The following is a 26053-nucleotide window of genomic DNA, read 5'->3' as shown; positions in this document are numbered from 1 at the left end:
CCTGGCCAAGTCTGCCCCAGGGCAGTGACACGTCAAGCCGGGTGCCCGTTCCGTGACCCTCCGCGCAAGAAGCGTCTCGCAAGCGTTACAGGAACTGCCTGGAATTTGCACAGGCGTACGTGGACCGGGTTGGATGGCCGGTCCATCTCGAACCGTGATGTCGGACGAAGCCTGTAGCGTGACGGCGGTACGGCACTGCACGGTAGACATACGACGGCGAGGACTGATGGCACCCGAATCCGAAGCAGGCGGCGGCGGCCTGTCGGGCGCCGCCGCGGAGTCCTGGGGCATCGGCGGAGTGGTCGGTGACGGACGTTACCGGCTGACACACCGTCTCGGGCGAGGCGGCATGGCCGAGGTGTTCGCCGCCGAGGACGTCCGCCTGGGCCGCACGGTCGCCGTGAAGCTGCTCCGCTCCGACCTCGCCGAGGACCCGGTCTCCAAGGCCCGCTTCACCCGCGAGGCGCAGTCGGTCGCCGGACTCAACCACCACGCGATCGTGGCGGTGTACGACTCCGGCGAGGACGTCGTGGGCGGCCACTCCGTGCCGTACATCGTGATGGAGCTGGTCGAGGGCCGCACCATCCGCGACCTGCTGATCAGCGCCGAGGCGCCGGGTCCGGAGCAGGCCCTGATCATCGTCTCGGGCGTGCTCGAGGCGCTCGCGTACTCGCACCAGCACGGCATCGTGCACCGGGACATCAAGCCGGCGAACGTCATCATCACGCACACCGGCGCGGTGAAGGTCATGGACTTCGGCATCGCGCGCGCCCTGCACGGCGCGCAGTCGACGATGACTCAGACCGGCATGGTCATGGGCACGCCGCAGTACCTCTCCCCCGAACAGGCTCTCGGCAAGGCCGTCGACCACCGGTCCGACCTGTACGCGACCGGTTGTCTGCTGTACGAACTGCTCGCGCTGAGGCCTCCGTTCACCGGCGAGACACCGTTGTCGGTGGTCTACCAGCACGTCCAGGACGCGCCGATCCCGCCGTCCGACGTCGCCCAGGGTGCGCCGCCGGAGCTCGACGGTCTGGTCATGCGCTCGCTCGCGAAGGACCCGGACGACCGGTTCCAGAGCGCCGAGGAGATGCGTGGGCTGATTCAGTACGGCCTGCAGATGCTCCAGCAGCAGGGCGGCCACAGCGGCACGTGGAACACGGGCCCGGTGGAGGTGCACGAGGGCGGTCACACGCCGGTCGGCGGCATGGCCGCGACGACGGCGCTGGGGCACCCCATGCACCACGAGACCGCGCAAGGCCCGATCCTTCCGCCGATGAACCCGGACGACGGCGGATACGACGGTGGCCACGGCGGTCACGGCGGCTACGGGCAGGACGGCTACGGGCCCCAGGGCGGCGGCAAGAGCGGCCGGGGCAAGGCGCTGCTGTTCGTGGCCCTCGCGCTGATCGCGATCGTCGCGGGTGTGGCGTACGCGATCGACAAGGCCGGTGAGAAGAGCGGCGGTACGAACAAGCCGCCGGCCGTCACCGACTCGCCGTCCACGTCCCAGGAACCGTCGACGCCTTCGCAGGAGACGCCGACGCAGGAGACCGAGGAGCCGGACACCTCCACGGGCGGCGACCAGCAGCCCTGGACGCCGTCCTACAAGCCCTCGTACAAGCCGTCGACGCCGTCCACGCCGACGGGCGAACCGTCGACGGAGCCCACGGACACGACCGACGGGGGCACGGGCACCGAGGGCACGACGGAGGGCACCACCGAGGGGACCACGGAGGGCACCACCGAGGGGACCACCGAGGGCACCACGGACGGCAGCACCAACTCGGGTACGACGCAGGGCAATACGAACACGGGCACGTCGCAGGGCAACACCAACACGGGGACGTCGCAGGGCACGACACTCGGTACGACCGCGGGCACCTGACCCGTTTGGTGAGACTCACCCCGTGAACGCGTCGCGTACCGCCTCGTATTCACGGGTCCACCACACCGCCAGGGCCGACGCCGCAGGGAACTGCGGGTCGGCCCTTCGGTCGTGGAGCTGGTAGCGCCAGCGCAGTATCCAGAAGTCGTTGAGCCGCTCCCACCACACGCGGTGCACCGCCGACGCCAGTTCGGCCCCGTCCGCGCCGGCCGCCCGCCGGTAGGCCCGCGCGTACGCCCGTACCTTCTCCAGGGCCAGCTCACCCGCCGGCCGTACGAAGAAGATGGCGGCCGCCCTGACCGCCTCCTCCGCCCGTGGCTGGACGCCGAGGCGGTCCCAGTCGACGATCGCGGCCGGTTCCGCGCCCCGGTAGAGCAGGTTCAGCGGGTGGAAGTCGCCGTGCACCCAGCCGGCCGCGGCGGCGGGCGGGGGACGGCGGTGGGCGTGCTCGGCGAGGAGGACCCGGCGTTCGAGCAGCCGGTGCTCGGCGAGCGCGTCGAAGCCGGTCCGGGGGCGGTCGGCGCGGGCGAGGCGGAGCAGTTCGTCGATGAGCCGGAACGTGTCCTCGGGGCGGGCGCTCTCGTGCTCCGCGCCGGGCGGCGGGGACTCCATCACCTGCTCCAGACAGGTGTGGACATGGCCGAGGAGCGCGCCCAGGCGCCTCGAACCGCCGGTGGAGAGCTGGGCGCCGTCGCGGTGGCGGCCGTCGACCCAGGGGTGCAGGGCGTAGCAGCGGCCGCCGATGACGGCGACGGTGCGGCCGGCGGAGTCGGCGAGCGGCGGGGCGACGGGCAGGCCGAGGGCGTGCAGGCGCTGGGTGGCGCGGTGCTGGCGGCTGATGGTGTCCCGGTCGGCGGTCGGGGCGTCGAGGTGCTGCTTGAGGAAGTAGGCGCCGCGGGTGGTGGCGAGGCGGTAGCCGCGGTTGAGGAGGCCCTGGGTGACGGGTTCGCAGGAGAGCGGCTCACCGGCGTCCCGGTAGCGGCGCAGCAGGGCGCCGACGGGCGGGGCAAGTGTTTCAGATGAGCGCGGCACTCACCAGATGTTAGATCACGCTACGTGGTGGAGCTGTCGCTCCGTGGTGTAGTCCAGTTGGTGCACGGTCACGAACTGGGGCTCGACGCGCATGTAGATCGGGTCGAAGGGCTCTCCGTCCACGATCTGCGGCGTGGGGCCGAAGGCCGCCAGCTGCTCCTCGGTCGGCTCGACGACCTCCGCGGTGCCGGTGAACTGCACGGACCAGAGGTTCTGGGCGCCCGAGTTGAAGTTGTCCGCGCCGTAGGCGACCACGCTGCCCGCGCAGGCCCGGTGGTATCCGAGGCCCCGGTGCATCCGGAGCAGGACGCCGCCGTCGTCCACGAGGTGCCGGGCGGGTGCGACGAACGGCATCGCGCGCATGCTTGTCGCCACCCGGCCGTATGACACGCGGTTCAGCAGCTCGATGGCGCGGATCTCCTCGGAGGACATGGCTTCCACTCTCCGCCACCGGCGCCGCCCCGGAACAGGGACCCCTGCCCCGGTTGCGAGGGGACGTAGGTCCCGGATCGCGGGCGGTCGAGGCGTCAGTGCCGCTCGGCCTGCATCCGGGCCACGTACGCCGCGGCCTGCGAGCGCCGCTCCATGCCCAGCTTCGACAGCAGGCTGGAGACGTAGTTCTTGATGGTCTTCTCCGCCAGGTGGAGCCGTTCGCCGATGGCCCGGTTGGTCAGGCCCTCGCCGATCAGGTCCAGGATCCTGCGCTCCTGCTCCGTCAGGTGGGCGAGCTTGTCGTCACCCTTCGGGTTGTTTCCGTCGCGGAGCCGTTCCAGCACGCGTGCGGTCGCGACCGGGTCGAGCAGGGACTTGCCGGCCGCCACGTCCCGTACGGCCGAAAGCAGCTCGTTGCCACGGATGGCCTTGAGGACATATCCCGAGGCCCCGGCCATGATCGCGTCGAAGAGCGCCTCGTCGTCGGCGTACGAGGTGAGCATCAGGCACTTGATGTCCTCGTTCTGCGAACGGACCTCGCGGCAGACCTCGACGCCGCTGCCGTCCGGCAGCCGGACGTCGAGCACGGCCACGTCGGGGCGCGTCGCCGGGATCCTGACCAGCGCGTCCGCCGCAGTACCGGCCTCGCCGACCACCTCGATGTCGTCCTCCACGGAGAGGAGCTCGTGGACGCCGCGCCGGACGACTTCGTGGTCGTCCAACAGAAATACCCGGATTTTTCCATCTTCGCGCACGGGGTCAGTCTCACATATTGGCTCTTCCCGTGCCCGGGGGTGGCGGGATACCGTGCCCGTGTTCCGGCGGCCTCATGGCCGTTGCACCGCGCTGACCAGCTGTGTTCCCGCATTTCTCGATTTACTTGGAAATCCAAGCAAAATCGCAGGTCAAATGGGGTTTCGCAGGAATGCGGCGCACTGGGTAACGTGCCTATGACAGGGCGCTCGCCGGGGCACCTGTCACGCCCGACCCCGGCCGAGTCGCACCCACCCCGTGCGCGGGCACGGATAAGGCGAGCCGCACTGGCCTTGCCCGGCAACCCCGGGGGCCGGACCGACGGAGGAGCACGCACGTGACCGTGGAAAGCACTGCCGCGCGCAAGACGACGCGACGCAGCAGCGGCACCAAGCGCACCGCTAGCGCGAGCGTCAAGAAGGGCCAGGGCGCCGAGCCCGAGCTCGTTCAGCTGCTGACGCCCGAAGGGGAGCGCGTCCAGCACCCCGAGTACGACATCGACCTGAGCGCCGACGAGCTGCGCGGCCTCTACCGGGACATGGTCCTCACCCGCCGCTTCGACGCCGAGGCCACCTCGCTGCAGCGTCAGGGCGAGCTGGGTCTGTGGGCGTCGCTGCTCGGCCAGGAGGCCGCGCAGATCGGCTCCGGCCGCGCGCTGCGCGACGACGACTACGTCTTCCCGACCTACCGTGAGCACGGTGTCGCCTGGTGCCGGGGTGTCGACCCGACCAACCTGCTCGGCATGTTCCGTGGTGTGAACCACGGCGGCTGGGATCCCAACAGCAACAATTTCCACCTGTACACGATCGTCATCGGCTCGCAGACCCTGCACGCCACCGGCTACGCCATGGGCGTCGCCAAGGACGGCGCGGACTCCGCCGTGATCGCGTACTTCGGCGACGGCGCGTCCAGCCAGGGCGACGTGGCCGAGTCCTTCACCTTCTCCGCGGTCTACAACGCCCCGGTCGTCTTCTTCTGCCAGAACAACCAGTGGGCCATCTCCGAGCCCACCGAGAAGCAGACCCGGGTGCCGCTCTACCAGCGTGCGCAGGGCTTCGGCTTTCCCGGCGTCCGGGTCGACGGCAACGACGTTCTCGCGTGCCTGGCCGTGACCCGGTCCGCGCTCGAGCGCGCCCGCCGCGGCGAGGGCCCGACGCTGGTCGAGGCGTTCACCTACCGGATGGGCGCCCACACCACCTCCGACGACCCGACCAAGTACCGCGCCGACGAGGAGCGCGAGGCCTGGGAGGCGAAGGACCCGATCCTGCGGCTCAAGGTCTACCTGGAGCGCGAGGGGCACGCCGACGCGGCCTTCTTCGACGCCCTGGAGGAGGAGAGCGAGACGCTCGGCAAGCGCGTCCGCGAGGCCGTCCGTGCCATGCCCGACCCGGACCACATGGCGATCTTCGAGAATGTCTACGCCGACGGGCACGCGCTCGTCGACGAGGAGCGCGCGCAGTTCGCCGCCTACCAGGCGTCCTTCGCCGAGGAGGGCAACTAACCATGGCCGTACAGAAGCTTCCCCTGGCCAAGGCGCTCAACGAGTCGCTCCGCAAGGCCCTGGAGACCGACCCCAAGGTCCTCATCATGGGTGAGGACGTCGGCAAGCTCGGCGGTGTCTTCCGCGTCACCGACGGCCTGCAGAAGGACTTCGGCGAGGACCGGGTCATCGACACCCCGCTCGCCGAGTCCGGCATCGTCGGCACCGCGATCGGTCTGGCCCTGCGCGGCTACCGGCCCGTCGTGGAGATCCAGTTCGACGGCTTCGTCTTCCCCGCGTACGACCAGATCGTCACCCAGCTCGCGAAGATGCACGCCCGCGCGCTCGGCAAGATCAAGCTCCCGGTCGTCGTCCGTATCCCCTACGGCGGCGGCATCGGCGCGGTCGAGCACCACTCCGAGTCCCCCGAGGCGCTCTTCGCGCACGTCGCGGGCCTCAAGGTGGTCTCGCCCTCCAACTCCTCCGACGCGTACTGGATGCTCCAGCAGGCCATCCAGAGCGACGACCCGGTCATCTTCTTCGAGCCCAAGCGCCGCTACTGGGACAAGGGCGAGGTCGACACCGAGGCGATCCCGGGCGAGCTGCACAAGGCGCGGGTGGCCCGCGAGGGCAGCGACCTCACGCTCGCCGCGTACGGCCCGATGGTGAAGGTCTGCCTGGAGGCCGCCGCGGCCGCCCAGGAGGAGGGCAAGTCGGTGGAGGTCCTGGACCTGCGCTCGATGTCCCCGATCGACTTCGACGCCATCCAGACCTCAGTCGAGAAGACCCGCCGCCTGGTCGTGGTCCACGAGGCCCCGGTCTTCTACGGCTCCGGCGCGGAGATCGCCGCCCGGATCACCGAGCGCTGCTTCTACCACCTGGAGGCCCCCGTCCTGCGGGTCGGCGGCTACCACGCGCCGTATCCGCCGGCGCGCCTGGAGGAGGAGTACCTGCCGGGCCTGGACCGCGTGCTCGACGCCGTCGACCGCTCGCTGGCGTACTGAGGAGAGCACCGTGACGATCCGCGAATTCAAGATGCCCGATGTGGGCGAGGGCCTCACCGAGGCCGAGATCCTCAAGTGGTACGTCCAGCCCGGTGACACGGTCACCGACGGACAGGTCGTCTGCGAGGTCGAGACGGCGAAGGCGGCCGTCGAGCTGCCGATCCCGTTCGACGGCACGGTCCACGAGCTGTGCTTCCCCGAGGGCACGACGGTCGACGTCGGCCAGGTGATCATCTCGGTGAACGTGGGTGGCGCCGCTCCGGCGGAGACCCCCGCTCCGGCGGCTCCCGCTCCGGCGGCCGCCCCGGCACCCGTGGCCGAGGAGCCCGAGCCGCAGGGCCGCCAGCCGGTCCTCGTCGGCTACGGCGTGGCCGCGACCTCCACCAAGCGCCGTCCGCGCAAGGGGGCCACGGCGGGCACCGCCGCGGTGCCCGAGCAGGCCGCCGCCGCGATCCAGGGCGAGCTCAACGGGCACGGCGGTGTCGCCACAGCCGCCCGGCCGCTGGCGAAGCCGCCGGTGCGCAAGCTCGCCAAGGACCTCGGCGTCGACCTCACGACGGTCACCCCGACCGGCCCGGACGGGATCATCACCCGCGAGGACGTCCACGCGGCCGCCGCGCCGGCGGTCGAGGCCCCGGCCCCCGTGGTCGAGGCTCCCGCGCCCGTGGCCGCCCCCGCCGCCGTCCCGGCCCCCGCCGTGTCGGCGGACGCCCGGGAGACCCGTATCCCCATCAAGGGAGTACGGAAGGCCACCGCGGCGGCGATGGTCGGCTCGGCCTTCACCGCGCCGCACGTCACCGAGTTCGTCACCTTCGACATCACGCGCACGATGAAGCTGGTCGAGGAGCTCAAGTCCGACAAGGACATGGCGGGCCTGCGGGTCAACCCGCTCCTCCTCATCGCCAAGGCCGTCCTGGTCGCCGTCAAGCGCAACCCGGACATCAACGCGGCCTGGGACGAGGCGAACCAGGAGATCGTGCTCAAGCACTACGTCAACCTGGGCATCGCCGCGGCCACCCCGCGCGGTCTGATCGTGCCGAACATCAAGGACGCGCACGCCCAGACCCTGCCGGAGCTGTCGACGTCCCTGAGCGAGCTGGTCGCGACCGCCCGCGAGGGCAAGACGACCCCGGCGGCGATGCAGGGCGGCACCTTCACCATCACCAACGTCGGCGTCTTCGGCGTCGACACCGGTACGCCCATCATCAACCCGGGCGAGTCCGCGATCCTCGCGGTCGGTGCGATCAAGCTCCAGCCGTGGGTCCACAAGGGCAAGGTGAAGCCGCGTCAGGTCACCACGCTGGCCCTGTCGTTCGACCACCGACTGGTCGACGGCGAGCTCGGCTCCAAGTTCCTGGCGGACGTCGCCGCGATCCTGGAGCAGCCGAAGCGCCTCATCACCTGGGCGTAACGGACCAAGGGCGACCAAGCGCGTCGTTTCACGTGAAACGCCCGACCGGGCTCCCCCGGTCGGGCGTTTCCGCTTCCTCCCGCCGGCCTATCGGAACGCGGCGACGTAACGGTGCGCCCAGTCGGCGAAGGTACGGGGCGCGCGGCCGAGGACCTGCTCGACATGGGGGCTGACGCGCTGCTCGGCGGGGTTGGGCTCGCCGAGGATGGTCAGCGTCGTCTCCACCACGGCCTCGGGCATGAACCTCAGCATCTGCGCCCGGGCCTCGTCGCGGGTCTGCTCCACGAACCGGACGGGTTCCCCGAGAGCGTCGGCGATCGCCCCGGCCCGTTCCCGGGGCGTGCTGAGGACGGGACCGGTCAGCTCGTAGACCCGCCCGTCGTGGCCGTCCTCCCGCAGCGCCGCGGCACCGACCTCGGCGATGTCGTCCGGGTCGACGACCGGCAGACCGGTGTCGGCGAACGGCGCGGCGATCTCCCTGCGGGTACGGACCGACTCGACCCAGGCGAAGGCGTTGGAGGCGAAGCCGCCGGGCCGCAGGATCGTCCAGGCGAGGCCCGACTCCCGGACGGCGTCCTCGATGGCGCGTGCCGTGTCCCCGTGCGAGGCCGACTCCGGACGGGTCGCGACACCCTGGGAGGACAGGAGCACGACCCGCCGGATGCCGCCGGCCTTCGCGGCGTCGAGGACGTCGTGCGGGTTCAGCAGATGCGCGCTGGGGCCGCCGCTCTGCAGGAACAGCGCGTCGGCGCCGTCGAGGACGGGCCGCAGGCTCTCCGCGTCGATCAGATCCGACCGCATGTGCCGGACACCCGGAGGCACATCCGTGTCCGAGATCCCCCGGGACGTCGCGGTCACCTGCTCACCGGCCGCCGCGAGCACCTGTACGAGCGATCGGCCGACGTTTCCCGTCGCCCCCGTCACTACCAGCATGGACAACTCCCCTGTCATTGCGTTCGGTTGACGTCGGGGACGCTAACAGCCTCGGTATAGTAGGTACCTAGAGGAAAGTGACTATCGCGCGGGACCTCGAGGGGACGAACATGGCAGAGACCACCGCATGGGCGGCATCCGCCGCGACCGATCCGGAACTCGCCTGCCCGGTCGCCCCGGTGGTGGACATCGTCTTCAGCCGCTGGACCACACCGATCCTGTGGACCCTCAACGCCCGTGGTCGGCAACGGTTCGTGGAGCTGGAGCGGGCCATCGCCAGGATCACGCCGAAGGTGCTGACCCAGCGGCTGCGCCAGCTGGAGCGCGACGGCCTGGTCGTCCGTACGTACCACCCGGAGGTGCCGCCCCGGGTCGAGTACGAGATCAGCGAACTCGGCCGCAGTCTCGCCCCGCTCTTCGCCCACCTCGCCGAGTGGGCCGCCGAGAACCTGGAGAAGGTCGACGAGGCGCGCCAGGTCTACGACGCCGATCCGGCCCACTAGGGCCTGTCCGGCGGATCAGGGCCGGACAGGCCCTAGCCCACCGGAGCTGCCTCGCAGGGCCCCGCCCCGTCCGTATCGCGGACGGGGCCTCCTGATGCACCCCTCTTGTATCTAAGCTGTGCGCATGGCATCCGCACCCCCAGCAGCCGACCGCGTCTACATGCACGTCAAGCAGGCCGTCCTCGACCGCCGGTACGAGGGAGGCACGCTGCTGACCGAGGGAGAACTCGCCCAGGCCGTGGGCGTCTCCCGCACCCCGGTACGGGAAGCGCTGCTCAAGCTGGAGATGGAGGGGCTGCTCAAGCTCTACCCCAAGAAGGGCGCCCTGGTCCTCGCCGTCTCCGCCCAGGAGATCGCCGATGTCGTCGAGACCCGGCTGCTCGTCGAGGAGTTCGCCGTCCGCCGCGCCGTGCCCGCGCCCGCCGCGCTCATCGAGCGGCTCGAAGAGCTCCTGGAGGAGCAGAAGCGGCGGGCCGAGGCGGGCGACCTCGCCGAGGTCGCCGTCACCGACCGCTGCTTCCACGCCGAGATCGTCAAGCACGCCGGCAACCAGATCCTCGCCCGCCTCTACGACCAGCTGCGCGACCGTCAGCTGCGGATGGGCGTGGCCGTGATGCAGTCCCAGCCCGACCGCATCTCCAAGAACATCACCGAGCACGCCGAGATCCTGGAGCGGATCCGCGAAGGCGACGCCGAGGGCGCGGCGCACTGCGTCCGACAGCACCTGAGCTGGGTCAAGGTCCTGGTCCGGGGTGAGGCACGGTGAGCGGACGGGGCTTCGGATCGGCCGTCACCCTGCCCGGTGACCCTCCCGGCGGCAGGCGCGCCGCCCTCGTCTGGGGCGTCGGCGTCGCCGTCTACTTCGTCGCCGTCATCTTCCGTACGTCGCTGGGCGTCGCCGGACTCGACGCCGCCGACCGCTTCGACGTCAACGCCTCCGCGCTGTCCACCTTCTCCATCCTCCAGCTGCTGGTCTACGCCGGGATGCAGATACCCGTCGGCCTCATGGTGGACCGGCTCGGCACCAAGAAGGTGCTGACCCTCGGCGTCGTGCTCTTCACCGTCGGGCAGTTGGGCTTCGCGCTCTCCCCCTCGTACGGCATGGCACTCGCCGCCCGCGCGCTGCTCGGCTGCGGCGACGCGATGACCTTCATCAGCGTGCTGCGGCTCGGCACCCGCTGGTTCCCCGCCCGGCGCGGCCCGCTGATCGCCCAGCTCGCCGGCCTGGTCGGCATGGCCGGCAACCTCGTCTCCACGATCGTCATCGCCCGGCTCCTGCACGGCGTCGGGTGGACCGCCGCCTTCGCGGGCAGCGCCGTCGCCGGCGTGATCGTCCTCGTCCTGCTGCTGCTCTTCCTCAAGGACCACCCCGAGGGCCACGAGCCCCCGGCTGCCGCGCACGCCGGCCCCGCGTTCGTCCGCCGCCAGATCGCCGAGTCCTGGCGGGAGCCCGGCACCCGGCTCGGCATGTGGGTGCACTTCACCACCCAGTTCCCCGCCATGGTGTTCCTGCTGCTGTGGGGCCTGCCGTTCCTGGTCGAGGACCAGGGCCTGTCCCGGGGAGTCGCCGGCGAGCTGCTGACGCTCGTGGTGCTCTCCAACATGGTGGTGGGGCTCGCGTACGGGCAGATCATCGCCCGCCACCACGCGGCAAGGGCCCCACTGGCGCTCGGCACGGTCGCGGCGACCGCTCTGCTGTGGGCCGCCACCCTCGCGTACCCCGGCGACCGGGCCCCGATGTGGCTGCTGATCACCCTCTGCGCGGTCCTCGGCGCCTGCGGGCCCGCCTCGATGATCGGCTTCGACTTCGCCCGCCCCGCCAACCCGCCGGAACGTCAGGGAACGGCCTCGGGAATCGTCAACATGGGCGGTTTCATCGCCTCGATGACGACCCTGCTCGCGGTCGGCGTCCTCCTCGACGCGACCGGGGACAACTACCGGATCGCCTTCTCCTCCGTCTTCGTCCTGGAGGCGCTCGGCGTCGTACAGATCCTGCGCCTGAAGGCCCGTACGGCCCGCAGGGAGAAGGAACGCCTCGTCGCCAGCCGCGTCGAGGCCGTGCACGTACCGGCCTAGCGCGGGGCTCCGCGTCGAGGCCGTGCACGCACCCGCCCTGGCGCGGGACTACCGGGGCGTCACCGTGAAGTTGTCCAGGATCGCCTGGGCCAGGTCGACGTCGCCCTCGGTCTTGATCCGGTCGGCCACGTCGGCCGGCCGGACCCGCCCGCAGGCCAGCCGGACGTACGTCTCCCAGTCCAGCGCCAGCGTCGCCAGGGGACCCAGCGAGGGCGCCCCGTCGACCGTCCCGCGGCCGTCCGCGTCCACCCGGACCGTCCGCAGGAACTCGACCGGCCCGTGCACGTCGAAGACGACCGCCGAGCTCGTCGGCGCGCCCGCGTCCTTGGCCACCACCTTCGGCAGCGCCTCCAGGAGGACGTCACGGGTCACGTGGGCGCCGGGGGAGTCCAGGTTGCCCGGCCGGCCGAGCGTGGTGCGCAGGTCCTGCTCGTGCACCCAGACGTCGAAGGCGCGCATCCGGTAGGCCAGTTCCAAGGTCTGCTCGGCGCCGAGCGGGGCGCGGATCAGATGGTCGGGCTGCCGGTTCTCGTTGCGCAGCTGGCGCGCGCGGCGGATCAGGATGTACTCCAGCTCCGAGGTCATCTCCGGGCCGGTGTGGTGCCGCCGCACATCGACCTGCATCTCCATGTAGCGGGCGAACTCACTGCGCACATGGTAGAGATCACGCGGCAGCGAGTGGATGGGCCGCGGATCGCCGAGCATCTCGCACTCCATGCCGATCACATGGGACACGATGTCGCGCACCGACCAGCCCGGGCACGGTGTCGCGCGGTTCCATTCGCCTTCCACGAGCGGCTGCACCAGCTCGGATATCGCTTCGATGGAGTGGGTCCAGGCGTCGGCGTAGGTCTGAAGGCTGGGATGGACGGTCACGGGACCCCTCGGCGGTTCTGCGGTGCGCGGGCTGAAAACAAGACTGCGTGGGAGGCTCGGACGCTAAGTTACGCTGCCCGAAGGCACCCCGGCAGTGCTTTCGTGTGACGATCGTAGGCCCGTGTTGACGGCTCGAATGCCAGGACGGTGGTAGTGTGCGCGCCTCGCTGATCCAGATCGCAGTAGACCCGGACGAATCGGTCGAATCTCGTCGAGCGCGGGTGGCCGGTCTCGTACGGCAGGAGCGCGGCGCCGCGGACCTCGTCGTCCTGCCGGAGCTGTGGCCGATGGGGGCGTTCGCCTACGAGTCCTTCGCGGCCGAGTCCGAGCCGCTGAACGGCCCGACCTACCGGGCGATGGCGGCGGCGGCCCGGGACGCGGAGGTCTGGCTGCACGCCGGGTCGATCGTCGAGGCGGCCGGCGGAGCCCTCTACAACACCTCGCTCGTCCTCGCCCCGGACGGCACACTCGCCGCCGCGTACCGCAAGATCCACCGCTTCGGCTTCGACAAGGGCGAGGCCGTCATGATGGCGGCGGGGGACGAGCTGGTGACGGTGGCTCTGCCGGAACTGACGGTCGGCGTCGGCACCTGCTACGACCTGCGCTTCCCGGAGCTGTTCCGGGGGCTGGTCGACGCGGGCGCGCAGGCGTTCGTCGTCCCGGCCGGCTGGCCCGCCCGCCGCCGCGCCCACTGGACGCTCCTCGCGCAGGCGCGGGCGGTGGAGAACCAGGCGTACATGCTGGCCTGCGGCACGGCGGGCACCCACGCGGGCGTGGAACAGGCGGGGCACTCGATCGTGGTGGACCCGTGGGGCGAGGTCCTCGCCGAGGCGGGCCCCGGCGAGGAGATCCTGCGCGTCGAGCTCGACGCGGCGAAGGTGACGACGACCAGGGAGCAGTTCCCCGCACTGAAGGACCGGGTCCTGGGCGTGGCACGGCCGGAACGGGCCTGACGGCGGGTCGAGGCGTCGACGGGCCTGACGGCGGTCGAGGGGCGTGCGCCCTGACGACAGGTCAAGACCCGAGCCCGCCGGACGGGTCGGTCGAGCGGGGTGTGGTCGGGGCGGCCTCCCCCAGGGCGAGCGTGGGACCCGGCCGTCCCCAGGGCGGGCGGGTGACCTGGCCGTCCCCAGGGCGAGCGGGCGGACCAATCCGGCGGGATTGGATCTGGGGTTCGCCGGCTTGGTCCCTGTTCACTGACGCCATGAGCGACGACACCGGAGCCCTCCGTCCCGAGACCCTCGCCGTCCACCCTCCCCAGCCGGAGATCACCGGCAGCCGGCCGATGAGCGTCCCCCTGTACCAGGGGCACATCTTCTCCTTCGACAGCGCCGACGCGATGGCGGACGCCTTCCACGCGCCCGACACCTTCCTCTACAACCGCTTCGGCAACCCCACCGTCCGCGCTCTGGAGGACGCCGTCGCCCGCCTGGAGGGCGGGGCCGCCGGGCTCTCGTACGCCTCCGGCATGGGCGCCATCAACGGCGTCCTGCTCGCACTGCTCTCCGCCGGCGGGCACGTCGTCGCCCAGCGCTGCCTCTACGGCGGTACGTACGCGGTCCTCACCGACCTCACCGAACGCTGGGGCGTCGAGGTCACCTACGTCTCCGGGACGGACCCGGAGGAGGTACGCCGTGCGCTGCGCCCCGAGACACGGCTGCTGTACCTGGAGACCATCGCCAACCCGACGACGCGGGTCGGCGACCTGCCCGCCCTGATCGCCGTCGCCGCGGAGGCGGGCGTGCCGAGCGCCGTGGACAACACCTTCGCCTCGCCACTGCTCTTCCGGCCGATCGAGTACGGGGCGGACATCGTCATCCACTCCGCGACCAAGTACCTCGCCGGGCACGCGGACGTCCTCGGCGGCATCGCGGTCTTCAAGGACGCCGAACTGTACGACCGGGTCCGCCACTACGCGATCGAACTGGGCGCGTCCACCGACCCGTTCGCCGCCTGGCTGACCCTGCGCGGCCTGCAGACCCTGCCGCTGCGGATCGAGCGGCAGTGCGCGAACGCCCTCGACCTGGCCGGCCGGCTCGCCGCGCACCCCGCGGTCTCGGCGGCGCTCCACCCGGCCCTGGCCGGACACCCCGACGAGGCCGTCGCCCGGCGGCTGCTGCCGAAGGGCGGCGGCGGGGTGATCTCGTTCGACCTCGCGGGCGGCCGGGAGGCCGGCCGTGCGTTCGTGGGGGCGGTCCGGGTGGCCTCGCTGAGCCCCTCGCTCGGCGATGTGAAGACCCTGGTGATGCACCCGGCCTCCACCTCGCACCGCCAGCTCGACGCGGCGGCCCTGGAAGCGGCGGGCATCGGCCCGGGGACCGTACGGGTGTCCGTCGGCATCGAGCACGTCGACGACCTGTGGACGGACCTGGAGCAGGCCCTGGAGGTGGCGGCGAAGGCCGCCTAGGAGCGGCCAGGTCAGTCCTCCCGTTCCGCCATTCGGATCACGCACACCGCGACCGCGATCAGCAGCGCCGCGTCGGCGTCGTCACGGACGACGTTCACGGCGTAGGTGTCCCGGACGTGGAACCACTGCCGGGAGATGTGGGCCAGGAGTTCGCCGTCGTACTCGACGGTGAACTCGCGGTCCAGGATCCGGCCGCTGACGTCGAGCTCGGTGCCCTCCACCAGCGTGACCCGGTAGTGGTTGCGGAGCAGCGAGAGCCGCTTCCTGCGGATCGTGGCGAGCGGACGGTCGTCCCGCTCGATCGTCATCGCGTCCCGCAGGCTGAACATCTTCTGCCGCAGCGTGACCAGCACCTGACCCTGCGGGTCCTTCAACTCCAGGGTGTCGCGCACCCGCAGGGCCTTGCCGTCGACGAGAAAGGCATGGCGGCCGCTCTCGTCCTCGATCCAGTAGTCGTCACCGATGGCGAAGATTTTGTCCCGTACGAGGTATTTCATACGGTCAGGGCTTCCCCGGCGGTCCCTGGTTCACGCAGGCGGGTGGGGGTCCGGCGCGGCAGGGCCGGGGTCGGGTTCGACGGCGCCGAGCGCCGCCGGATCGTGTGGGCGGTGGCGCCCGCGACCGGGGTGCACGCTCCCGGATGGCAAGCTTGAACCATGAACGATGCCGCCCCGGCGCCCACCCCTGCGCCCCGCCGTGCCCGTGTCCGCGCCCCCGAGCTCATCGGCAAGGGCGGCTGGCTGAACACCGGTGGAGACGAACTGACCCTCGCCGACCTGCGAGGAAAGATCGTTCTGCTCGATTTTTGGACGTTTTGTTGCATCAACTGCCTACATGTCCTCGACGAGCTCCGTGAGCTGGAGGAGAAGCACCGCGACACCTTGGTGATCATCGGCGTGCACTCCCCGAAGTTCGTGCACGAGGCCGAGCACCAGGCCGTCGTCGACGCCGTCGAGCGGTACGAGGTCCACCACCCCGTTCTCGACGACCCCGAGCTCGCCACCTGGAAGCAGTACGCGGTCCGCGCCTGGCCGACGCTCGTCGTCATCGATCCCGAGGGGTACGTCGTCGCCCAGCACGCCGGTGAGGGGCACGCCAACGCGATCCGGACGCTCGTCGAGGAGCTGGAGGCCGAGCACGCGGCCAAGGGGACGCTGCGGCGCGGGGACGGGCCGTACGTGGCACCGGAGCCGGTCGCGACCGATCTGCGGTTCCCGGGCAAGGCCGTCCTGCTGCCCTCCGGGAACTTCCTGGTCTCCGACACCACCCGCCACCAGCTCGTCGAGCTGGCCCCGGACGGCGAGACCGTGGTGCGGCGGATCGGGGACGGCGAGTTCCGCGAGCCGCAGGGGCTCACCGTGCTCCCCGACGGTACCGTCGTCGTCGCCGACACCGTGAACCACGCGCTGCGCACCTACGACCCCGAGAGCGGCGCGATCCAGCTGCTCGCCGGCACCGGGAAGCAGTGGTGGCAGGGGTCCCCGACCTCCGGGCCCGCCCTCGAGGTCGACCTCTCCTCGCCGTGGGACGTGGCCTGGTGGCAGGGCAAGGTGTGGATCGCCATGGCCGGTGTCCACCAGCTGTGGACGTACGACCCCGCGACGCGGACCGTCGAGGTCGCGGCCGGTACGACCAACGAAGGGCTCGTCGACGGGCCGGCCGCCGAGGCCTGGTTCGCGCAGCCGTCCGGGCTCGCCGCCACCGAGGACCGGCTGTGGATCGCCGACTCGGAGACCAGTGCCGTGCGCTGGATCGACACCGAGGGCGTCGTCCACACCGCTGTCGGCACCGGCCTCTTCGACTTCGGCCACCGCGACGGCGCCGCCGACCAGGCGCTCCTCCAGCACCCGCTGGGCGTGACCGCTCTGCCCGACGGTTCGGTCGCCGTCAGCGACACGTACAACCACGCCCTGCGCCGTTTCGACCCGGCGACGGGCGAGGTGACGACGCTCGCCACCGATCTGCGCGAGCCGAGCGACGCCGTGCTCGTCGGGGACGAGATCGTCGTCGTCGAGTCGGCCCGGCACCGACTGACCCGCCTGCGGCTGCCCGAGGAGGCCGTCCAGGTCGAGGCGGTCGCCCACCGCACGCAGCGCGAGGCCACCGAGGTGGCACCCGGCCGGCTCCGGCTCGACGTCGTCTTCCAGGCGCCGACGGGCCAGAAGCTGGACGAGCGCTACGGTCCCTCGACCCGGCTCCTCGTCTCCTCGACCCCGCCCGAGCTGCTGCTCGCCGGCGAGGGCACCGGCACGGACCTCTTCCGGGAGCTGGACCTCAACCCGGAGATCACCGAGGGTGTGCTCCATGTGTCGGCGATGGCGGCGTCCTGCGACGACGACCCGGCCAACGAGTACCCGGCCTGCCATGTGCACCAGCAGGACTGGGGTGTTCCGGTGAAGGTCACGGCGCAGGGTGTCCAGCGGCTCCCGCTCATCCTCGCCGGGATGGACGCCTAGGGACCGGGGCCCAGGCCCGCGGTCTGTCCGACCCTGATCCGCCGGACACTCCTAGCGGACGAACCCCTGGTTCCTCGACGGGCGGCCCGCCGCGCCGTCCAGGCAGCCGGTCACCCAGGCCGGCGGGTCGTGGACGGCACGGTCGCCGCCCATGCCCCGGCGTTCCATGGCCGCGCACTCCCCGGCCAGCAGGGCGCGGGTTCGCTCGCCGTCCAGGTCGCTCTTGCGGATGCGGACGGCCTGGAGGTATCCGCCCTCATAGGCGATGTCCGTGCCCCATGGCGGGCGTTCGTCGTAGCGTGCGACGACGGCGCCGGCCGTCGCCGTGCCGAGCAGCACGGCGACGGTGAGACCGGCGGCGAACGTCGCCCGTGAGGGCCCTTCCGGGCGAACCTGACGCTCCATGAGGTCGAGGCTGCCAGGAGGGGCCTTTCGTGGATGTTTCGCGCTCGGCGGTGCCGTCGGTGGGGTCAGTAGCCGCCGTCGCGGCGGTCGTCGTCCACCACGGTCGGGGCGACCGGCGGGACGACGGCCCGCCGGCGCCGCGCGATGCTCGTGAACGTCGCCGTGCCGATGAGACCGACGGCCATCATGATCAGTCCCGCCACGTCGAGATTGACTCCGTCGATCTCCCAGTCCGTGGCGAACGTGAGGATGGCGCCCACGGCGATGAGGATGATGCAGCCTCCCAGGCCCATGAATCCCGCCTCCTATTGGGGTAGTCGGGATCGCGTACCCGGGCTGGCCCCCGCTATCCCTCCAGGAACGCCACCAGCGCGTTGGCGAGCAGGTACGGGTCCTCGGCACCGCACAGCTCGCGGGCGCTGTGCATCGAGAGGCAGGCGACGCCGATGTCGACCGTGCTGATGCCGTGGCGGGCCGCGGTGATCGGGCCGATCGTCGTGCCGCAGGGCATGTCGTTGTTGGAGACGAAGGACTGCCACGGCACGCCGGCCTTCTCGCAGGCCGCGGCGAACACCGCCCGGCCGCTGCCGTCGGTGGCGTACCGCTGGTTGACGTTCACCTTCAGGATCGGGCCGCCGTTGGGACGCGGGCGGTGCGTCGGGTCGTGGCGCTCCGCGTAGTTGGGGTGGACGGCGTGGCCGACGTCGGAGGAGAGACAGATCGAGCCGGCGAAGGCGCGGGCGCGGTCCTCGTAGGCGCCGCCGCGGGCGTAGACGGAGCGCTCCAGGACGTTGCCGAGGAGCGGGCCCTGCGCGCCGGTGTCGGCCTCGGAGCCGTTCTCCTCGTGGTCGAAGGCGGCGAGGACGGGGATGTACGGGAGCTCCTCCCGGCCCGCGACGGCGGCCAGGGCGGCGACGCCGGCGTGGACGGAGATGAGGTTGTCCATGCGGGGGCCGGCGAGGAGTTCGCGGTCGCGGCCCAGGTAGGTGGGGGCCTCGATGGCGTGGACCATCAGGTCCCAGCCGCTGACATCCTCGGCGTCGACACCCGCCTCCTCGGCGACGAAGCGGATCAGGTCGCCTTCGCGCACCTCGCCGAGGCCCCAGATCGGCTGCATGTGGCGCTGGCGCTCCAGCTTCATGCCCTCGTTGACCTGTCGGTCGAGGTGGATGGCGAGCTGCGGGACGCGCAGTACGGCCCGGTCCACGTTCACCAGGTGGTGGCTGCCGTCGCGCAGGGTCAGCCGGCCGGCGAGGCCGAGGTCGCGGTCGAGCCAGGTGTTGAGCAGCGTTCCGCCGTAGATCTCGACGGCGACCTGGCGCCAGCCCTGGGCGCCCATGTCGGGCTCCGGCTTGACGCGCAGGTTGGGGGAGTCGGTGTGGGCGCCGACGATCCGGAAGGGGGTGTGGGCGGCGGCGCCTTCGGGCACGTACCAGGCGATGAGCGCGCCGCCGCGGATCACGTACTTCCCGCCGGCGGTCCCCTCCCAGGCCGCGGTCTCCTCGACCTGCCGGAAGCCGGCCTTCTCCAGCCGCTCGGCGGCGTTAGCCACGGCGTGGTACGGCGACGGGGAGGCCGCCAGGAAGGTCATGAGGTCATCGGTGTGGCCGCGGTCGAAGCGGGCGGTGCTCGTCATGGGTTCACCTTACGCACGCCCCGGAATGCGGCGCCGGGACCCCGAAAGACGGACCCGTGACCTCCGCAAACTCGGAACCGTGGCCTCCGCAAAGGCGGCCCTGTGGCCTCCGCGAAGACGGCGCCGTGGCCTCCGCGAGCCCGGACCCATAGCCGCCCCCGCGGGTCCGGACCCATCCGCTCCGCAATGACGGAACGGCCCACTCCCCTCCCCGGGAGCGAGCCGTTCGTCAGTGGACGGGGCGCGTACTAGAACGCGGCCTCGTCCAGGTCCATCAGCGAGCCGTCGACGGCCTCGGCGAGCGCGCGCTCGGCGGAGACGCCCGGCAGGACGTTGGCGGCGAAGAACTTCGCGGCCGCGATCTTGCCCTGGTAGAAGGCCTGGTCCTTGGCGGAGGCGCCGGCGGCCAGCTTCTCGGCGGCGACGGCCGCGCCCTTGAGGAGCAGGTAGCCGACGACCACGTCACCGGAGGCCATCAGCAGACGGGTGGTGTTGAGGCCGACCTTGTAGATGTTCTTGACGTCCTCGCCGGTGGCGGTGAGGTCGGTGAGCATCGCGCCGACGATGCCCTCCAGGTCCACGGCCGCCTTGGCGAGCGCGTCGCGGGCGTCGGCCAGCTCCTCGCCGCCGGTGCCGACCGCGAGGAACTTCTTGATCTCCTCGGCCAGCGCGTTCAGGGACGCGCCCTGGTCGCGGACGATCTTGCGGAAGAAGAAGTCCTGGCCCTGGATGGCCGTGGTGCCCTCGTAGAGGGTGTCGATCTTGGCGTCCCGGATGTACTGCTCGATCGGGTACTCCTGCAGGAAGCCGGAGCCGCCGAAGGTCTGGAGCGACTGCGCGAGCTGCTCGTAGCCCTTCTCGGAGCCGTAGCCCTTCACGATCGGCAGCAGCAGGTCGTTCAGGCCGATCTCGGCCTTCGCGTCCTCGCCGGCGGCCTCCTTGAGCTGGATCGCGTCCTGCACGGCGGCCGTGTAGAGGACGAGGGAGCGCATGCCCTCCGCGTACGCCTTCTGCGTCATCAGCGAGCGGCGGACGTCGGGGTGGTGCGTGATGGTGACCTTGGGCGCGGCCTTGTCCATGAAGTTCGCCAGGTCGGTGCCCTGGACGCGCTCCTTGGCGTACTCCAGGGCGTTGAGGTAGCCCGTGGAGAGGGTGGAGATCGCCTTCGTGCCGACCATCATGCGGGCGAACTCGATGATGAGGAACATCTGGCGGATGCCGTCGTGCTTGTCGCCGATCAGCCAGCCCTTGGCGGGGTGCTGGTCGCCGAAGGTCATCTCGCACGTGTTGGAGGCCTTGAGGCCCATCTTGTGCTCGACGTTCGTGGCGTAGACGCCGTTGCGCTCGCCCAGCTCGCCGGTCTCCCAGTCGAAGTGGTACTTCGGCACGAGGAAGAGCGAGAGGCCCTTGGTGCCGGCGCCGGCGCCCTCGGGGCGGGCGAGGACGTAGTGGAGGATGTTCTCCTCCATGTCGTGCTCACCGGACGTGATGAAGCGCTTCACGCCCTCGATGTGCCAGGAGCCGTCCTCCTGCTGGATCGCCTTGGTGCGGCCGGCGCCGACGTCCGAGCCCGCGTCGGGCTCGGTGAGGACCATGGTGGAGCCCCACTGCTTCTCGACCGCGATCTGCGCGACCTTCTTCTGCGCCTCGTTGCCCTCGTTGAAGAGGATGCCGGCGAAGGCCGGGCCGGAGGAGTACATCCAGACGGCCGGGTTCGCGCCGAGGATCAGCTCCGCGTAGGCCCAGATCAGGGAGCGCGGGGAGGTGGTGCCGCCGATCTCCTCGGGCAGGCCGAGGCGCCAGTACTCGGAGTCCATGAAGGCCTTGTAGGACTTCTTGAAGCTCGCGGGGACCGGGGCGGTGTTCGTCTCGGGGTCGAAGACCGGCGGGTTGCGGTCGGCGTCGGCGAAGGACTCGGCCAGCTCGTTCTCGGAGAGGCGGGTCAGCTCCTCCAGGACGCTCTTGGCGGTCTCGACGTCCATCTCCTCGAACGGACCGGTGCCGTACACCTTGTCGCGCCCGAGCACCTCGAAGAGGTTGAACTCGATGTCGCGGAGATTCGACTTGTAGTGCCCCATGGCGACGGCTCCGTATGGATCGGGGAGGCAGGGTTCCTCGTACACGTACCAGCGAGTAGCTAATGCTCTCTCCGATAATGCTACCCACCGGTAATAAGAAGCAACCCCTATCCCGTCAACTGTGACGTCAATCGCTGCCCGCCGAGTCGGACGGTGTGGGGTCCGTCTCGGCCCGCCGTACCCGCCCTGCGGGCTTCGCCCGCTCGATAGGCTGGGGCCCATGTACGGCTACGACCAGAATCAGGGCGCCCAGCAGCAGTACGCCCCGCCGCCGCAGCAGCCGATGTCGGGCGGTGTGCAGGGTGGGATGCAGGGCGGGTACGGGCAGCAGCCTCCCCTGTATCCGGAGCCGTCTCCACCGTCGCTCGCCGACGCCGTGCGGGCCTTCACGACCGGTTCGCTGGCGGCCGAGGACTTCCAGCAGATCTTCGCGACCTCGAAGGTCTACTGCCCCCGGGGCGACAACCCCGGCTTCCTGGCGCTGCACAACACCCAGCAGCCGGTCATCCCGATGTTCACCTCGCTCAAGGAGCTGCGGCGGTACGCGGGCAAGGAGTCGAAGTACTTCGTGATCACCGGCGCCGAGGTGATCGACCTGCTGCCGACCGGCTACGGCTTCGTCCTGGACATGGAGGGCGACCACCGCATGGTCTTCGACGCGAAGGCCGTGGAGCAGATGGTCGACTTCGCGATGCGGCGGATGTACGGCTAGGCCGGACCGACAGTGAGTGAGCGGTGGCCCCGGAGGGATTCCCTCTGGGGCCACCTTCTCTTTACGGAGTCGGTGAAGGGCTTACGGAGTCGGTGTCGGAGCGGGCGTCGGCGTCGGCGTCGGTTCTTTACGGAGCCGGTGACGCTGTCGCAGCCGGCGTCGGCGTAGGCGTCGTGCCGCGGTGGGTCCACCGGGCGTAGCCGCACCACGCCCCGGCGGCCAGCAGCACCGCGGCCGCCCCCGATCCCAGAATCGCCGGTTCCGGGCGGTAGGCGAGCGCCAGCCGGGTACCGAAGAAGACGAGGGCGAGGCAGACCCGGCCAGGCCCGTAGACCGGAATCCGTGCCGCCGTGACGCGCAGCAGCGCGGCGGCGGCCAGGCCCGCGACGCCGCACACGGCGAGCAGCGGCCAGGGCGAGCCGGGGGCCGCGCTCGGGATGCCGAACTCGGGCGGACCCAGGCGGAACGTCGACGCGGCCCAGCCGAGGCCGAGGCCGCAGAGGGTGACGCCCACGGTCCAGAGCGCGTGGCGCCACAGCGGGCCGGGTCTGAGCTCGCCCTCCTCGTGCTCCGGCAGGTCGTGGTCGGGGTCGGGGTCCAGGGCATCCATCACGGACCGTAGGACGCCGGACGGCCGGTGTCGGTTGGGTCCGGGGGAATGTCTTCCGGGACTCTCGGTGTTCCGGGTGGCAGGAAGTTCATTGTTCAACTAAACTGGTCGCACAAGGAGGTCCCGCCATGCCCGCTGTGACTGTCGAGAACCCGCTCACCCTGCCGCGCGTCGCCGCCCCGGCCGACGCCGTCTCCCGCCCCGTGCTCGCCGTGACCACGGCACCTTCCGGCTTCGAGGGCGAGGGATTCCCGGTGCGCCGCGCGTTCGCCGGGATCAACTACCAGTACCTCGACCCGTTCATCATGATGGATCAGATGGGGGAGGTGGAGTACGCCCCAGGAGAGCCCAAGGGCACGCCCTGGCACCCCCACCGCGGCTTCGAGACCGTCACGTACATCATCGACGGCATCTTCGACCACCAGGACTCCAACGGTGGCGGCGGCACCATCACCAACGGCGATACCCAATGGATGACAGCCGGTAGCGGGCTGCTCCACATCGAGGCCCCGCCGGAGTCCCTCGTCGTCAGCGGCGGTCTCTTCCACGGGCTCCAGCTGTGGGTCAACCTGCCGGCCTCCGACAAGATGATGGCCCCGCGCTACCAGGACATCCGCGGTGGCCAGGTGCAGCTGCTGACCTCCCCCGACGGCGGCGCGCTGCTCCGCGTCATCGCCGGCGAGCTCGACGGCCATGCCGGCCCGGGCATCACCCACACGCCGATCACCATGATCCACGCGACGATCCGGCCCGGCGCCGAAGTGACCCTGCCCTGGCGCGAGGACTTCAACGGACTCGTCTACGTCCTGGCCGGGCGCGGCTCCGCCGGCACCGAGCGGCGACCGGTCCACATGGGCCAGACCGCCGTCTTCGGCAAGGGCGGCGCGCTGACGGTCCGGGCCGACGAGAAGCAGGACGGGCACACGCCCGACCTGGAGGTCGTCGTCCTCGGCGGGCAGCCGATCCGCGAACCGATGGCTCACTACGGCCCGTTCGTGATGAACACCCAGGCCGAGCTGCGCCAGGCGTTCGAGGACTTCCAGGCGGGCCGACTGGGCACGATCCCGGCCGTCCACGGCATGGGCGAGTAACGAGCACCCAGGGGTATGGGTACGGGACCGGGCACGCGCCCGGTCCCGTATCCGTATCCGGTCGTGTCCGTACCCCGTCCCGTATCCGGTCGTGTCCGTATCCGTATCCGGTCGCATACCGGTTCCGTGCCCGTCCCCTTACCCGTACGAGGTCTGACGGGGCGTCACCCGTCCGGGTCCGCAGCGCAGGACGACACGCCGAGCCGCGTGGTCCGGTGGACGGGTGCAGACGCCGACTTCCCGCCCCCTCCTCCCCGAGGTCGCCCGCCGGGTCGCCGCCTGGTGTGTCGTCGCGCTGCTCGTCGCGGGGGTGGCCGCCGTCGGCATCTGGCTGTGCATCGTGTTCCAGACGGCCGTCACACCCGTCCTGCTCGCGATCCTCGGCACCGCGCTCCTCGGGCCGCTCAACCGGCGCCTGCTGCGGATGAAGGTGCAGAAGTCGCTGGCCGCCGGACTCACGGTCCTCGCCGTCCTCGCCTTCGTCGGCGGCGCCACCTACATCGTGGTCGTCGCGCTCATCGAGACCGGCGACCAGATCATCGCCTCGGTGCGGCAGGCCGCCGCCGACATCGCCGAGCACCTGGGCGCGGCCGGCACCTCGCTCGACGACCTCGCCAAGAACGCGCGGGCGCTCCTCGAGAAGTTCGGCGGGACCGCCGCCTCCGGGGTGATCTCCGGGCTGAGCGTCGTCGGCGAGGTGGCCGCCACCGCCCTCCTCGCCCTGCTGCTGATCTTCTTCTTCCTCCGCGACTCCGACCGGGCCGCCGAGGCCCTGCGCTCGCTCGCCCCCCGCTCGACCGGCGACACCCTGGAGGCCATGGGCCGCCGCGCCTTCGAGGCCGTCGAGGGCTTCATGCGCGGCACGACCCTCGTGGCCCTGGTCGACGCCGTACTCATCACCATCGGGCTGCTGATCCTGCGGGTGCCCGGCGCCGTCGGGCTCGGCGCGCTCGTCTTCGTCACCGCCTACATCCCGTACCTCGGCGCCTTCCTTTCCGGGGCCGTCGCCATCCTCGTCGCCTTCGCCGACCGCGGATTCGTCATCGCGCTCTGGGCCCTCGGCGTCGTGCTGGCCGTCCAGGTCATCGAGGGCAACGTCCTCCAGCCCGCGATCCAGAGCCGGACCGTGCAGATGCACCCCGCCGTCGTCATGCTCGCCATCACGGCCGGGGCGTCCGTCGCCGGGATCCTGGGCATGCTTCTGGCCGTACCGGTGACGGCGGCCGCCTTCGGGGTGATCGGCGAGTTGCGGAGCCGGTACGGGGCGGAGGAAGGGACATCGGAGGAGCCCGCCCCGGAGTGACTGAGCTTCCGGGGCGGCATGGCACCCGCCCCGGAGTGACTCAGGTTCCGGGCCGGCATGCCCCACCCGCTCCGGAGTGACTCAGGTGGCGGCCGGCATGCCACCCGGCTCGAAGGAGGCCAGCATCTGCTCGAGCGCCGCCTGGTCCGGTCCCACGAACGGGTCCGCGTCGGGGGCCATCGTGATCGTCTCGATCATCAGGTCCGTCATCCGCACGGCGGGCGGCAGATGCGTGCTGAGCACGATCTCCGGGTTCATCTCCCGCAGGGGCGCGATCGTCGCCCGGTACTTCACCGGGTCAACGACGTGCACCCAGGGGCTGTCCACGGTCGCCCACAGCAGCTGAGCCTGCTGCAGCTCCTCCGGCTTGAGGTCGTTCGCGTGCCCGCTCTCGGCGAGCTCGGAGGTCGGCATCGGTCCGCCGAAGCAGTCGGAGCTGAAGCAGATCCGGGTCTTCTCGTCGTAGAAGCCGACGGTGGCGGGGTTGTCGAAGAGCGGCGGCTTGAAGGCGTGCAGCATGCGGTCACCGACGTCGAGGGACTGGCCGGGGTTGAGGAAGTAGACGCGGTCCATCGGCAGCGGGCGTTCGGTGGTCATGATCCCGGCGCCGATGAAGGTGGTCACGACCTTCGCCCGGGGCGCGGCCACGAGCAGGTCGAAGATGCCGCCCGTGTGGTCGCGGTCGGGGTGCGTGAGCCAGATCCAGCGGACGTCGGCGGGGTCCATGACCGCGCCGAGCGTGCTGACGAAGTTCCGGTCGGCTATCGAGAGCCCGGTGTCGACGACGACCGGTTCCTTGGCGGTGAGGACGTACGCGTTGGCGGGGATGTGGCCGATCCCCGGTACTTCGAGGCTGTCGGCCAGGACGGTGGTGTCGCTTCCGACCTTGTGGGTGTCCATGGGATGCTCCGTGGTCCCCCCGGCGGCGGTCGTACGACACCAGTGTCCTCCCCACCCGTGCGCGTCG

At 71.1% G+C, this 26053-nt stretch carries 25 protein-coding genes; 13 read left to right on the top strand and 12 right to left on the bottom strand.

From position 1 onward, the window contains the following. Nucleotides 1–226: 226 nt before the first annotated feature. Nucleotides 227–1888, top strand: coding sequence for a protein kinase (locus tag ABZ939_RS05045; RefSeq protein WP_361849447.1), 1662 nt, complete (start codon nt 227–229; stop codon nt 1886–1888). 15 nt (nt 1889–1903) lie between these two features. Here ABZ939_RS05045 and ABZ939_RS05040 read toward each other — a convergent pair whose 3' ends face one another. From ABZ939_RS05040 to ABZ939_RS05030, 3 genes are all read right to left on the bottom strand, one after another. Next, entirely contained in the window at nt 1904–2920 is a 1017-nt protein-coding gene (locus ABZ939_RS05040) for a phosphotransferase (RefSeq protein WP_361849445.1), read from the bottom strand. A 15-nt stretch (nt 2921–2935) separates the two neighbouring features. Beyond that, a complete protein-coding gene (locus ABZ939_RS05035; RefSeq protein WP_361849443.1) occupies nt 2936–3352 on the bottom strand; it encodes a pyridoxamine 5'-phosphate oxidase family protein in 417 nt (138 codons plus the stop codon). 95 nt (nt 3353–3447) lie between these two features. Beyond that, nucleotides 3448–4107 (bottom strand): response regulator transcription factor, encoded by a 660-nt coding sequence (locus ABZ939_RS05030; protein WP_361849441.1) that lies wholly within the window; start codon nt 4105–4107, stop codon nt 3448–3450. A 335-nt stretch (nt 4108–4442) separates the two neighbouring features. Here ABZ939_RS05030 and pdhA point away from each other — a divergent pair, with 335 nt between their 5' ends. Genes pdhA through ABZ939_RS05015 form a run of 3 tightly spaced genes read left to right on the top strand, consistent with a single transcriptional unit; the run spans nt 4443 to nt 8000 of the window. Further along, nucleotides 4443–5606, top strand: a complete 1164-nt coding sequence (gene pdhA, locus ABZ939_RS05025) for a pyruvate dehydrogenase (acetyl-transferring) E1 component subunit alpha (protein ID WP_361849439.1) — start codon at nt 4443–4445, stop codon at nt 5604–5606. Between the two features lie 2 nt (nt 5607–5608). Continuing rightward, nucleotides 5609–6589: an alpha-ketoacid dehydrogenase subunit beta gene (locus tag ABZ939_RS05020; protein WP_361849438.1), complete on the top strand. Its 981-nt coding sequence runs from the start codon at nt 5609–5611 to the stop codon at nt 6587–6589. A 31-nt stretch (nt 6590–6620) separates the two neighbouring features. Continuing rightward, nucleotides 6621–8000 (top strand): dihydrolipoamide acetyltransferase family protein, encoded by a 1380-nt coding sequence (locus ABZ939_RS05015; RefSeq protein ID WP_361849966.1) that lies wholly within the window; start codon nt 6621–6623, stop codon nt 7998–8000. A gap of 87 nt (nt 8001–8087) precedes the next feature. On the opposite strand, the gene ABZ939_RS05010 is transcribed toward ABZ939_RS05015, so the two are convergent. Next, complete coding sequence (locus tag ABZ939_RS05010; RefSeq protein WP_361849436.1) at nt 8088–8933, bottom strand: NAD(P)H-binding protein; 846 nt, start codon at nt 8931–8933, stop codon at nt 8088–8090. A 110-nt stretch (nt 8934–9043) separates the two neighbouring features. Between ABZ939_RS05010 and ABZ939_RS05005 the strand changes: the two genes are divergently transcribed. The 3 genes from ABZ939_RS05005 (at nt 9044) to ABZ939_RS04995 (ending at nt 11512) form a co-directional block, all read left to right on the top strand. Then, nucleotides 9044–9436 carry a helix-turn-helix domain-containing protein gene (locus tag ABZ939_RS05005; RefSeq protein WP_361849434.1) on the top strand — a complete coding sequence of 131 codons (393 nt, stop codon included), beginning with the start codon at nt 9044–9046 and terminating at the stop codon, nt 9434–9436. Between the two features lie 124 nt (nt 9437–9560). Next, nucleotides 9561–10202: a GntR family transcriptional regulator gene (locus tag ABZ939_RS05000; protein ID WP_361849432.1), complete on the top strand. Its 642-nt coding sequence runs from the start codon at nt 9561–9563 to the stop codon at nt 10200–10202. After that, the gene (locus tag ABZ939_RS04995; RefSeq protein WP_361849430.1) at nt 10199–11512 is read left to right on the top strand and encodes an MFS transporter; all 1314 of its coding nucleotides are present in this window, start codon (nt 10199–10201) and stop codon (nt 11510–11512) included. The genes ABZ939_RS05000 and ABZ939_RS04995 overlap by 4 nt, the downstream gene beginning before the upstream one ends. 48 nt (nt 11513–11560) lie before the next feature. On the opposite strand, the gene ABZ939_RS04990 is transcribed toward ABZ939_RS04995, so the two are convergent. Further along, nucleotides 11561–12388 (bottom strand): maleylpyruvate isomerase family mycothiol-dependent enzyme, encoded by an 828-nt coding sequence (locus ABZ939_RS04990; RefSeq protein ID WP_361849428.1) that lies wholly within the window; start codon nt 12386–12388, stop codon nt 11561–11563. 155 nt (nt 12389–12543) lie between these two features. Here ABZ939_RS04990 and ABZ939_RS04985 point away from each other — a divergent pair, with 155 nt between their 5' ends. Together ABZ939_RS04985 and ABZ939_RS04980 are read left to right on the top strand one after the other, a co-directional pair. After that, complete coding sequence (locus ABZ939_RS04985; protein ID WP_361849426.1) at nt 12544–13341, top strand: carbon-nitrogen family hydrolase; 798 nt, start codon at nt 12544–12546, stop codon at nt 13339–13341. A gap of 251 nt (nt 13342–13592) precedes the next feature. Next, on the top strand, nt 13593–14795 hold the full coding sequence (locus tag ABZ939_RS04980) for an aminotransferase class I/II-fold pyridoxal phosphate-dependent enzyme (RefSeq protein WP_361849424.1): 1203 nt from the start codon (nt 13593–13595) through the stop codon (nt 14793–14795). 11 nt (nt 14796–14806) lie between these two features. On the opposite strand, the gene ABZ939_RS04975 is transcribed toward ABZ939_RS04980, so the two are convergent. After that, nucleotides 14807–15292 (bottom strand): LURP-one-related family protein, encoded by a 486-nt coding sequence (locus tag ABZ939_RS04975; RefSeq protein WP_361849422.1) that lies wholly within the window; start codon nt 15290–15292, stop codon nt 14807–14809. Between the two features lie 159 nt (nt 15293–15451). On the opposite strand from ABZ939_RS04975, the gene ABZ939_RS04970 reads away from it, so the two are divergent. Beyond that, on the top strand, nt 15452–17251 hold the full coding sequence (locus ABZ939_RS04970) for an NHL domain-containing thioredoxin family protein (protein WP_361849420.1): 1800 nt from the start codon (nt 15452–15454) through the stop codon (nt 17249–17251). Nucleotides 17252–17302: 51 nt separating this feature from the next. On the opposite strand, the gene ABZ939_RS04965 is transcribed toward ABZ939_RS04970, so the two are convergent. The 4 genes from ABZ939_RS04965 to ABZ939_RS04950 all read right to left on the bottom strand — a co-directional run bounded on the left by ABZ939_RS04965 (nt 17303) and on the right by ABZ939_RS04950 (nt 21370). Continuing rightward, nucleotides 17303–17656: a hypothetical protein gene (locus ABZ939_RS04965; protein ID WP_361849418.1), complete on the bottom strand. Its 354-nt coding sequence runs from the start codon at nt 17654–17656 to the stop codon at nt 17303–17305. Between the two features lie 65 nt (nt 17657–17721). Next, nucleotides 17722–17949 carry a DUF6458 family protein gene (locus ABZ939_RS04960; protein WP_361849416.1) on the bottom strand — a complete coding sequence of 76 codons (228 nt, stop codon included), beginning with the start codon at nt 17947–17949 and terminating at the stop codon, nt 17722–17724. A gap of 53 nt (nt 17950–18002) precedes the next feature. After that, nucleotides 18003–19292, bottom strand: coding sequence for a M18 family aminopeptidase (locus tag ABZ939_RS04955; RefSeq protein WP_361849414.1), 1290 nt, complete (start codon nt 19290–19292; stop codon nt 18003–18005). 248 nt (nt 19293–19540) lie between these two features. Beyond that, the gene (locus ABZ939_RS04950; protein WP_361849964.1) at nt 19541–21370 is read right to left on the bottom strand and encodes an acyl-CoA dehydrogenase; all 1830 of its coding nucleotides are present in this window, start codon (nt 21368–21370) and stop codon (nt 19541–19543) included. 220 nt (nt 21371–21590) lie between these two features. Here ABZ939_RS04950 and ABZ939_RS04945 point away from each other — a divergent pair, with 220 nt between their 5' ends. Next, on the top strand, nt 21591–22082 hold the full coding sequence (locus ABZ939_RS04945) for an SseB family protein (protein ID WP_361849412.1): 492 nt from the start codon (nt 21591–21593) through the stop codon (nt 22080–22082). Nucleotides 22083–22209: 127 nt separating this feature from the next. Here ABZ939_RS04945 and ABZ939_RS04940 read toward each other — a convergent pair whose 3' ends face one another. Further along, complete coding sequence (locus ABZ939_RS04940) at nt 22210–22692, bottom strand: hypothetical protein (protein WP_361849410.1); 483 nt, start codon at nt 22690–22692, stop codon at nt 22210–22212. Between the two features lie 128 nt (nt 22693–22820). On the opposite strand from ABZ939_RS04940, the gene ABZ939_RS04935 reads away from it, so the two are divergent. Further along, the gene (locus ABZ939_RS04935; RefSeq protein ID WP_361849408.1) at nt 22821–23783 is read left to right on the top strand and encodes a pirin family protein; all 963 of its coding nucleotides are present in this window, start codon (nt 22821–22823) and stop codon (nt 23781–23783) included. 223 nt (nt 23784–24006) lie between these two features. Further along, nucleotides 24007–25086, top strand: a complete 1080-nt coding sequence (locus ABZ939_RS04930; RefSeq protein ID WP_361849406.1) for an AI-2E family transporter — start codon at nt 24007–24009, stop codon at nt 25084–25086. An 81-nt stretch (nt 25087–25167) separates the two neighbouring features. On the opposite strand, the gene ABZ939_RS04925 is transcribed toward ABZ939_RS04930, so the two are convergent. Then, the gene (locus ABZ939_RS04925) at nt 25168–25986 is read right to left on the bottom strand and encodes an MBL fold metallo-hydrolase (protein ID WP_361849404.1); all 819 of its coding nucleotides are present in this window, start codon (nt 25984–25986) and stop codon (nt 25168–25170) included. Nucleotides 25987–26053: the final 67 nt, after the last annotated feature.

The organism is Streptomyces sp. NPDC046712 (genome assembly GCF_040645695.1).
Taxonomy (GTDB): domain Bacteria; phylum Actinomycetota; class Actinomycetes; order Streptomycetales; family Streptomycetaceae; genus Streptomyces.
The sequence above is the reverse complement of the archived record's forward strand: the minus strand, read 5'-3'. Positions and strand labels throughout refer to the sequence as shown.

Excerpts from the sequence above, each read along its gene's own strand:
- ABZ939_RS05045 (WP_361849447.1), top strand. The coding sequence starts at position 227 with ATGGCACCCGAATCCGAAGCAGGCGGCGGCGGCCTGTCGGGCGCCGCC.
- ABZ939_RS05035 (WP_361849443.1), bottom strand. The coding sequence starts at position 3,352 with ATGTCCTCCGAGGAGATCCGCGCCATCGAGCTGCTGAACCGCGTGTCA.
- ABZ939_RS05020 (WP_361849438.1), top strand. The coding sequence starts at position 5,609 with ATGGCCGTACAGAAGCTTCCCCTGGCCAAGGCGCTCAACGAGTCGCTC.
- ABZ939_RS05015 (WP_361849966.1), top strand. The coding sequence starts at position 6,621 with ATGCCCGATGTGGGCGAGGGCCTCACCGAGGCCGAGATCCTCAAGTGG.
- ABZ939_RS05010 (WP_361849436.1), bottom strand. The coding sequence starts at position 8,933 with ATGCTGGTAGTGACGGGGGCGACGGGAAACGTCGGCCGATCGCTCGTA.
- ABZ939_RS05005 (WP_361849434.1), top strand. The coding sequence starts at position 9,044 with ATGGCAGAGACCACCGCATGGGCGGCATCCGCCGCGACCGATCCGGAA.
- ABZ939_RS05000 (WP_361849432.1), top strand. The coding sequence starts at position 9,561 with ATGGCATCCGCACCCCCAGCAGCCGACCGCGTCTACATGCACGTCAAG.
- ABZ939_RS04980 (WP_361849424.1), top strand. The coding sequence starts at position 13,593 with ATGAGCGACGACACCGGAGCCCTCCGTCCCGAGACCCTCGCCGTCCAC.
- ABZ939_RS04975 (WP_361849422.1), bottom strand. The coding sequence starts at position 15,292 with ATGAAATACCTCGTACGGGACAAAATCTTCGCCATCGGTGACGACTAC.
- ABZ939_RS04970 (WP_361849420.1), top strand. The coding sequence starts at position 15,452 with ATGAACGATGCCGCCCCGGCGCCCACCCCTGCGCCCCGCCGTGCCCGT.
- ABZ939_RS04965 (WP_361849418.1), bottom strand. The coding sequence starts at position 17,656 with ATGGAGCGTCAGGTTCGCCCGGAAGGGCCCTCACGGGCGACGTTCGCC.
- ABZ939_RS04960 (WP_361849416.1), bottom strand. The coding sequence starts at position 17,949 with ATGGGCCTGGGAGGCTGCATCATCCTCATCGCCGTGGGCGCCATCCTC.
- ABZ939_RS04955 (WP_361849414.1), bottom strand. The coding sequence starts at position 19,292 with ATGACGAGCACCGCCCGCTTCGACCGCGGCCACACCGATGACCTCATG.
- ABZ939_RS04950 (WP_361849964.1), bottom strand. The coding sequence starts at position 21,370 with ATGGGGCACTACAAGTCGAATCTCCGCGACATCGAGTTCAACCTCTTC.
- ABZ939_RS04945 (WP_361849412.1), top strand. The coding sequence starts at position 21,591 with ATGTACGGCTACGACCAGAATCAGGGCGCCCAGCAGCAGTACGCCCCG.
- ABZ939_RS04940 (WP_361849410.1), bottom strand. The coding sequence starts at position 22,692 with ATGGATGCCCTGGACCCCGACCCCGACCACGACCTGCCGGAGCACGAG.
- ABZ939_RS04935 (WP_361849408.1), top strand. The coding sequence starts at position 22,821 with ATGCCCGCTGTGACTGTCGAGAACCCGCTCACCCTGCCGCGCGTCGCC.
- ABZ939_RS04925 (WP_361849404.1), bottom strand. The coding sequence starts at position 25,986 with ATGGACACCCACAAGGTCGGAAGCGACACCACCGTCCTGGCCGACAGC.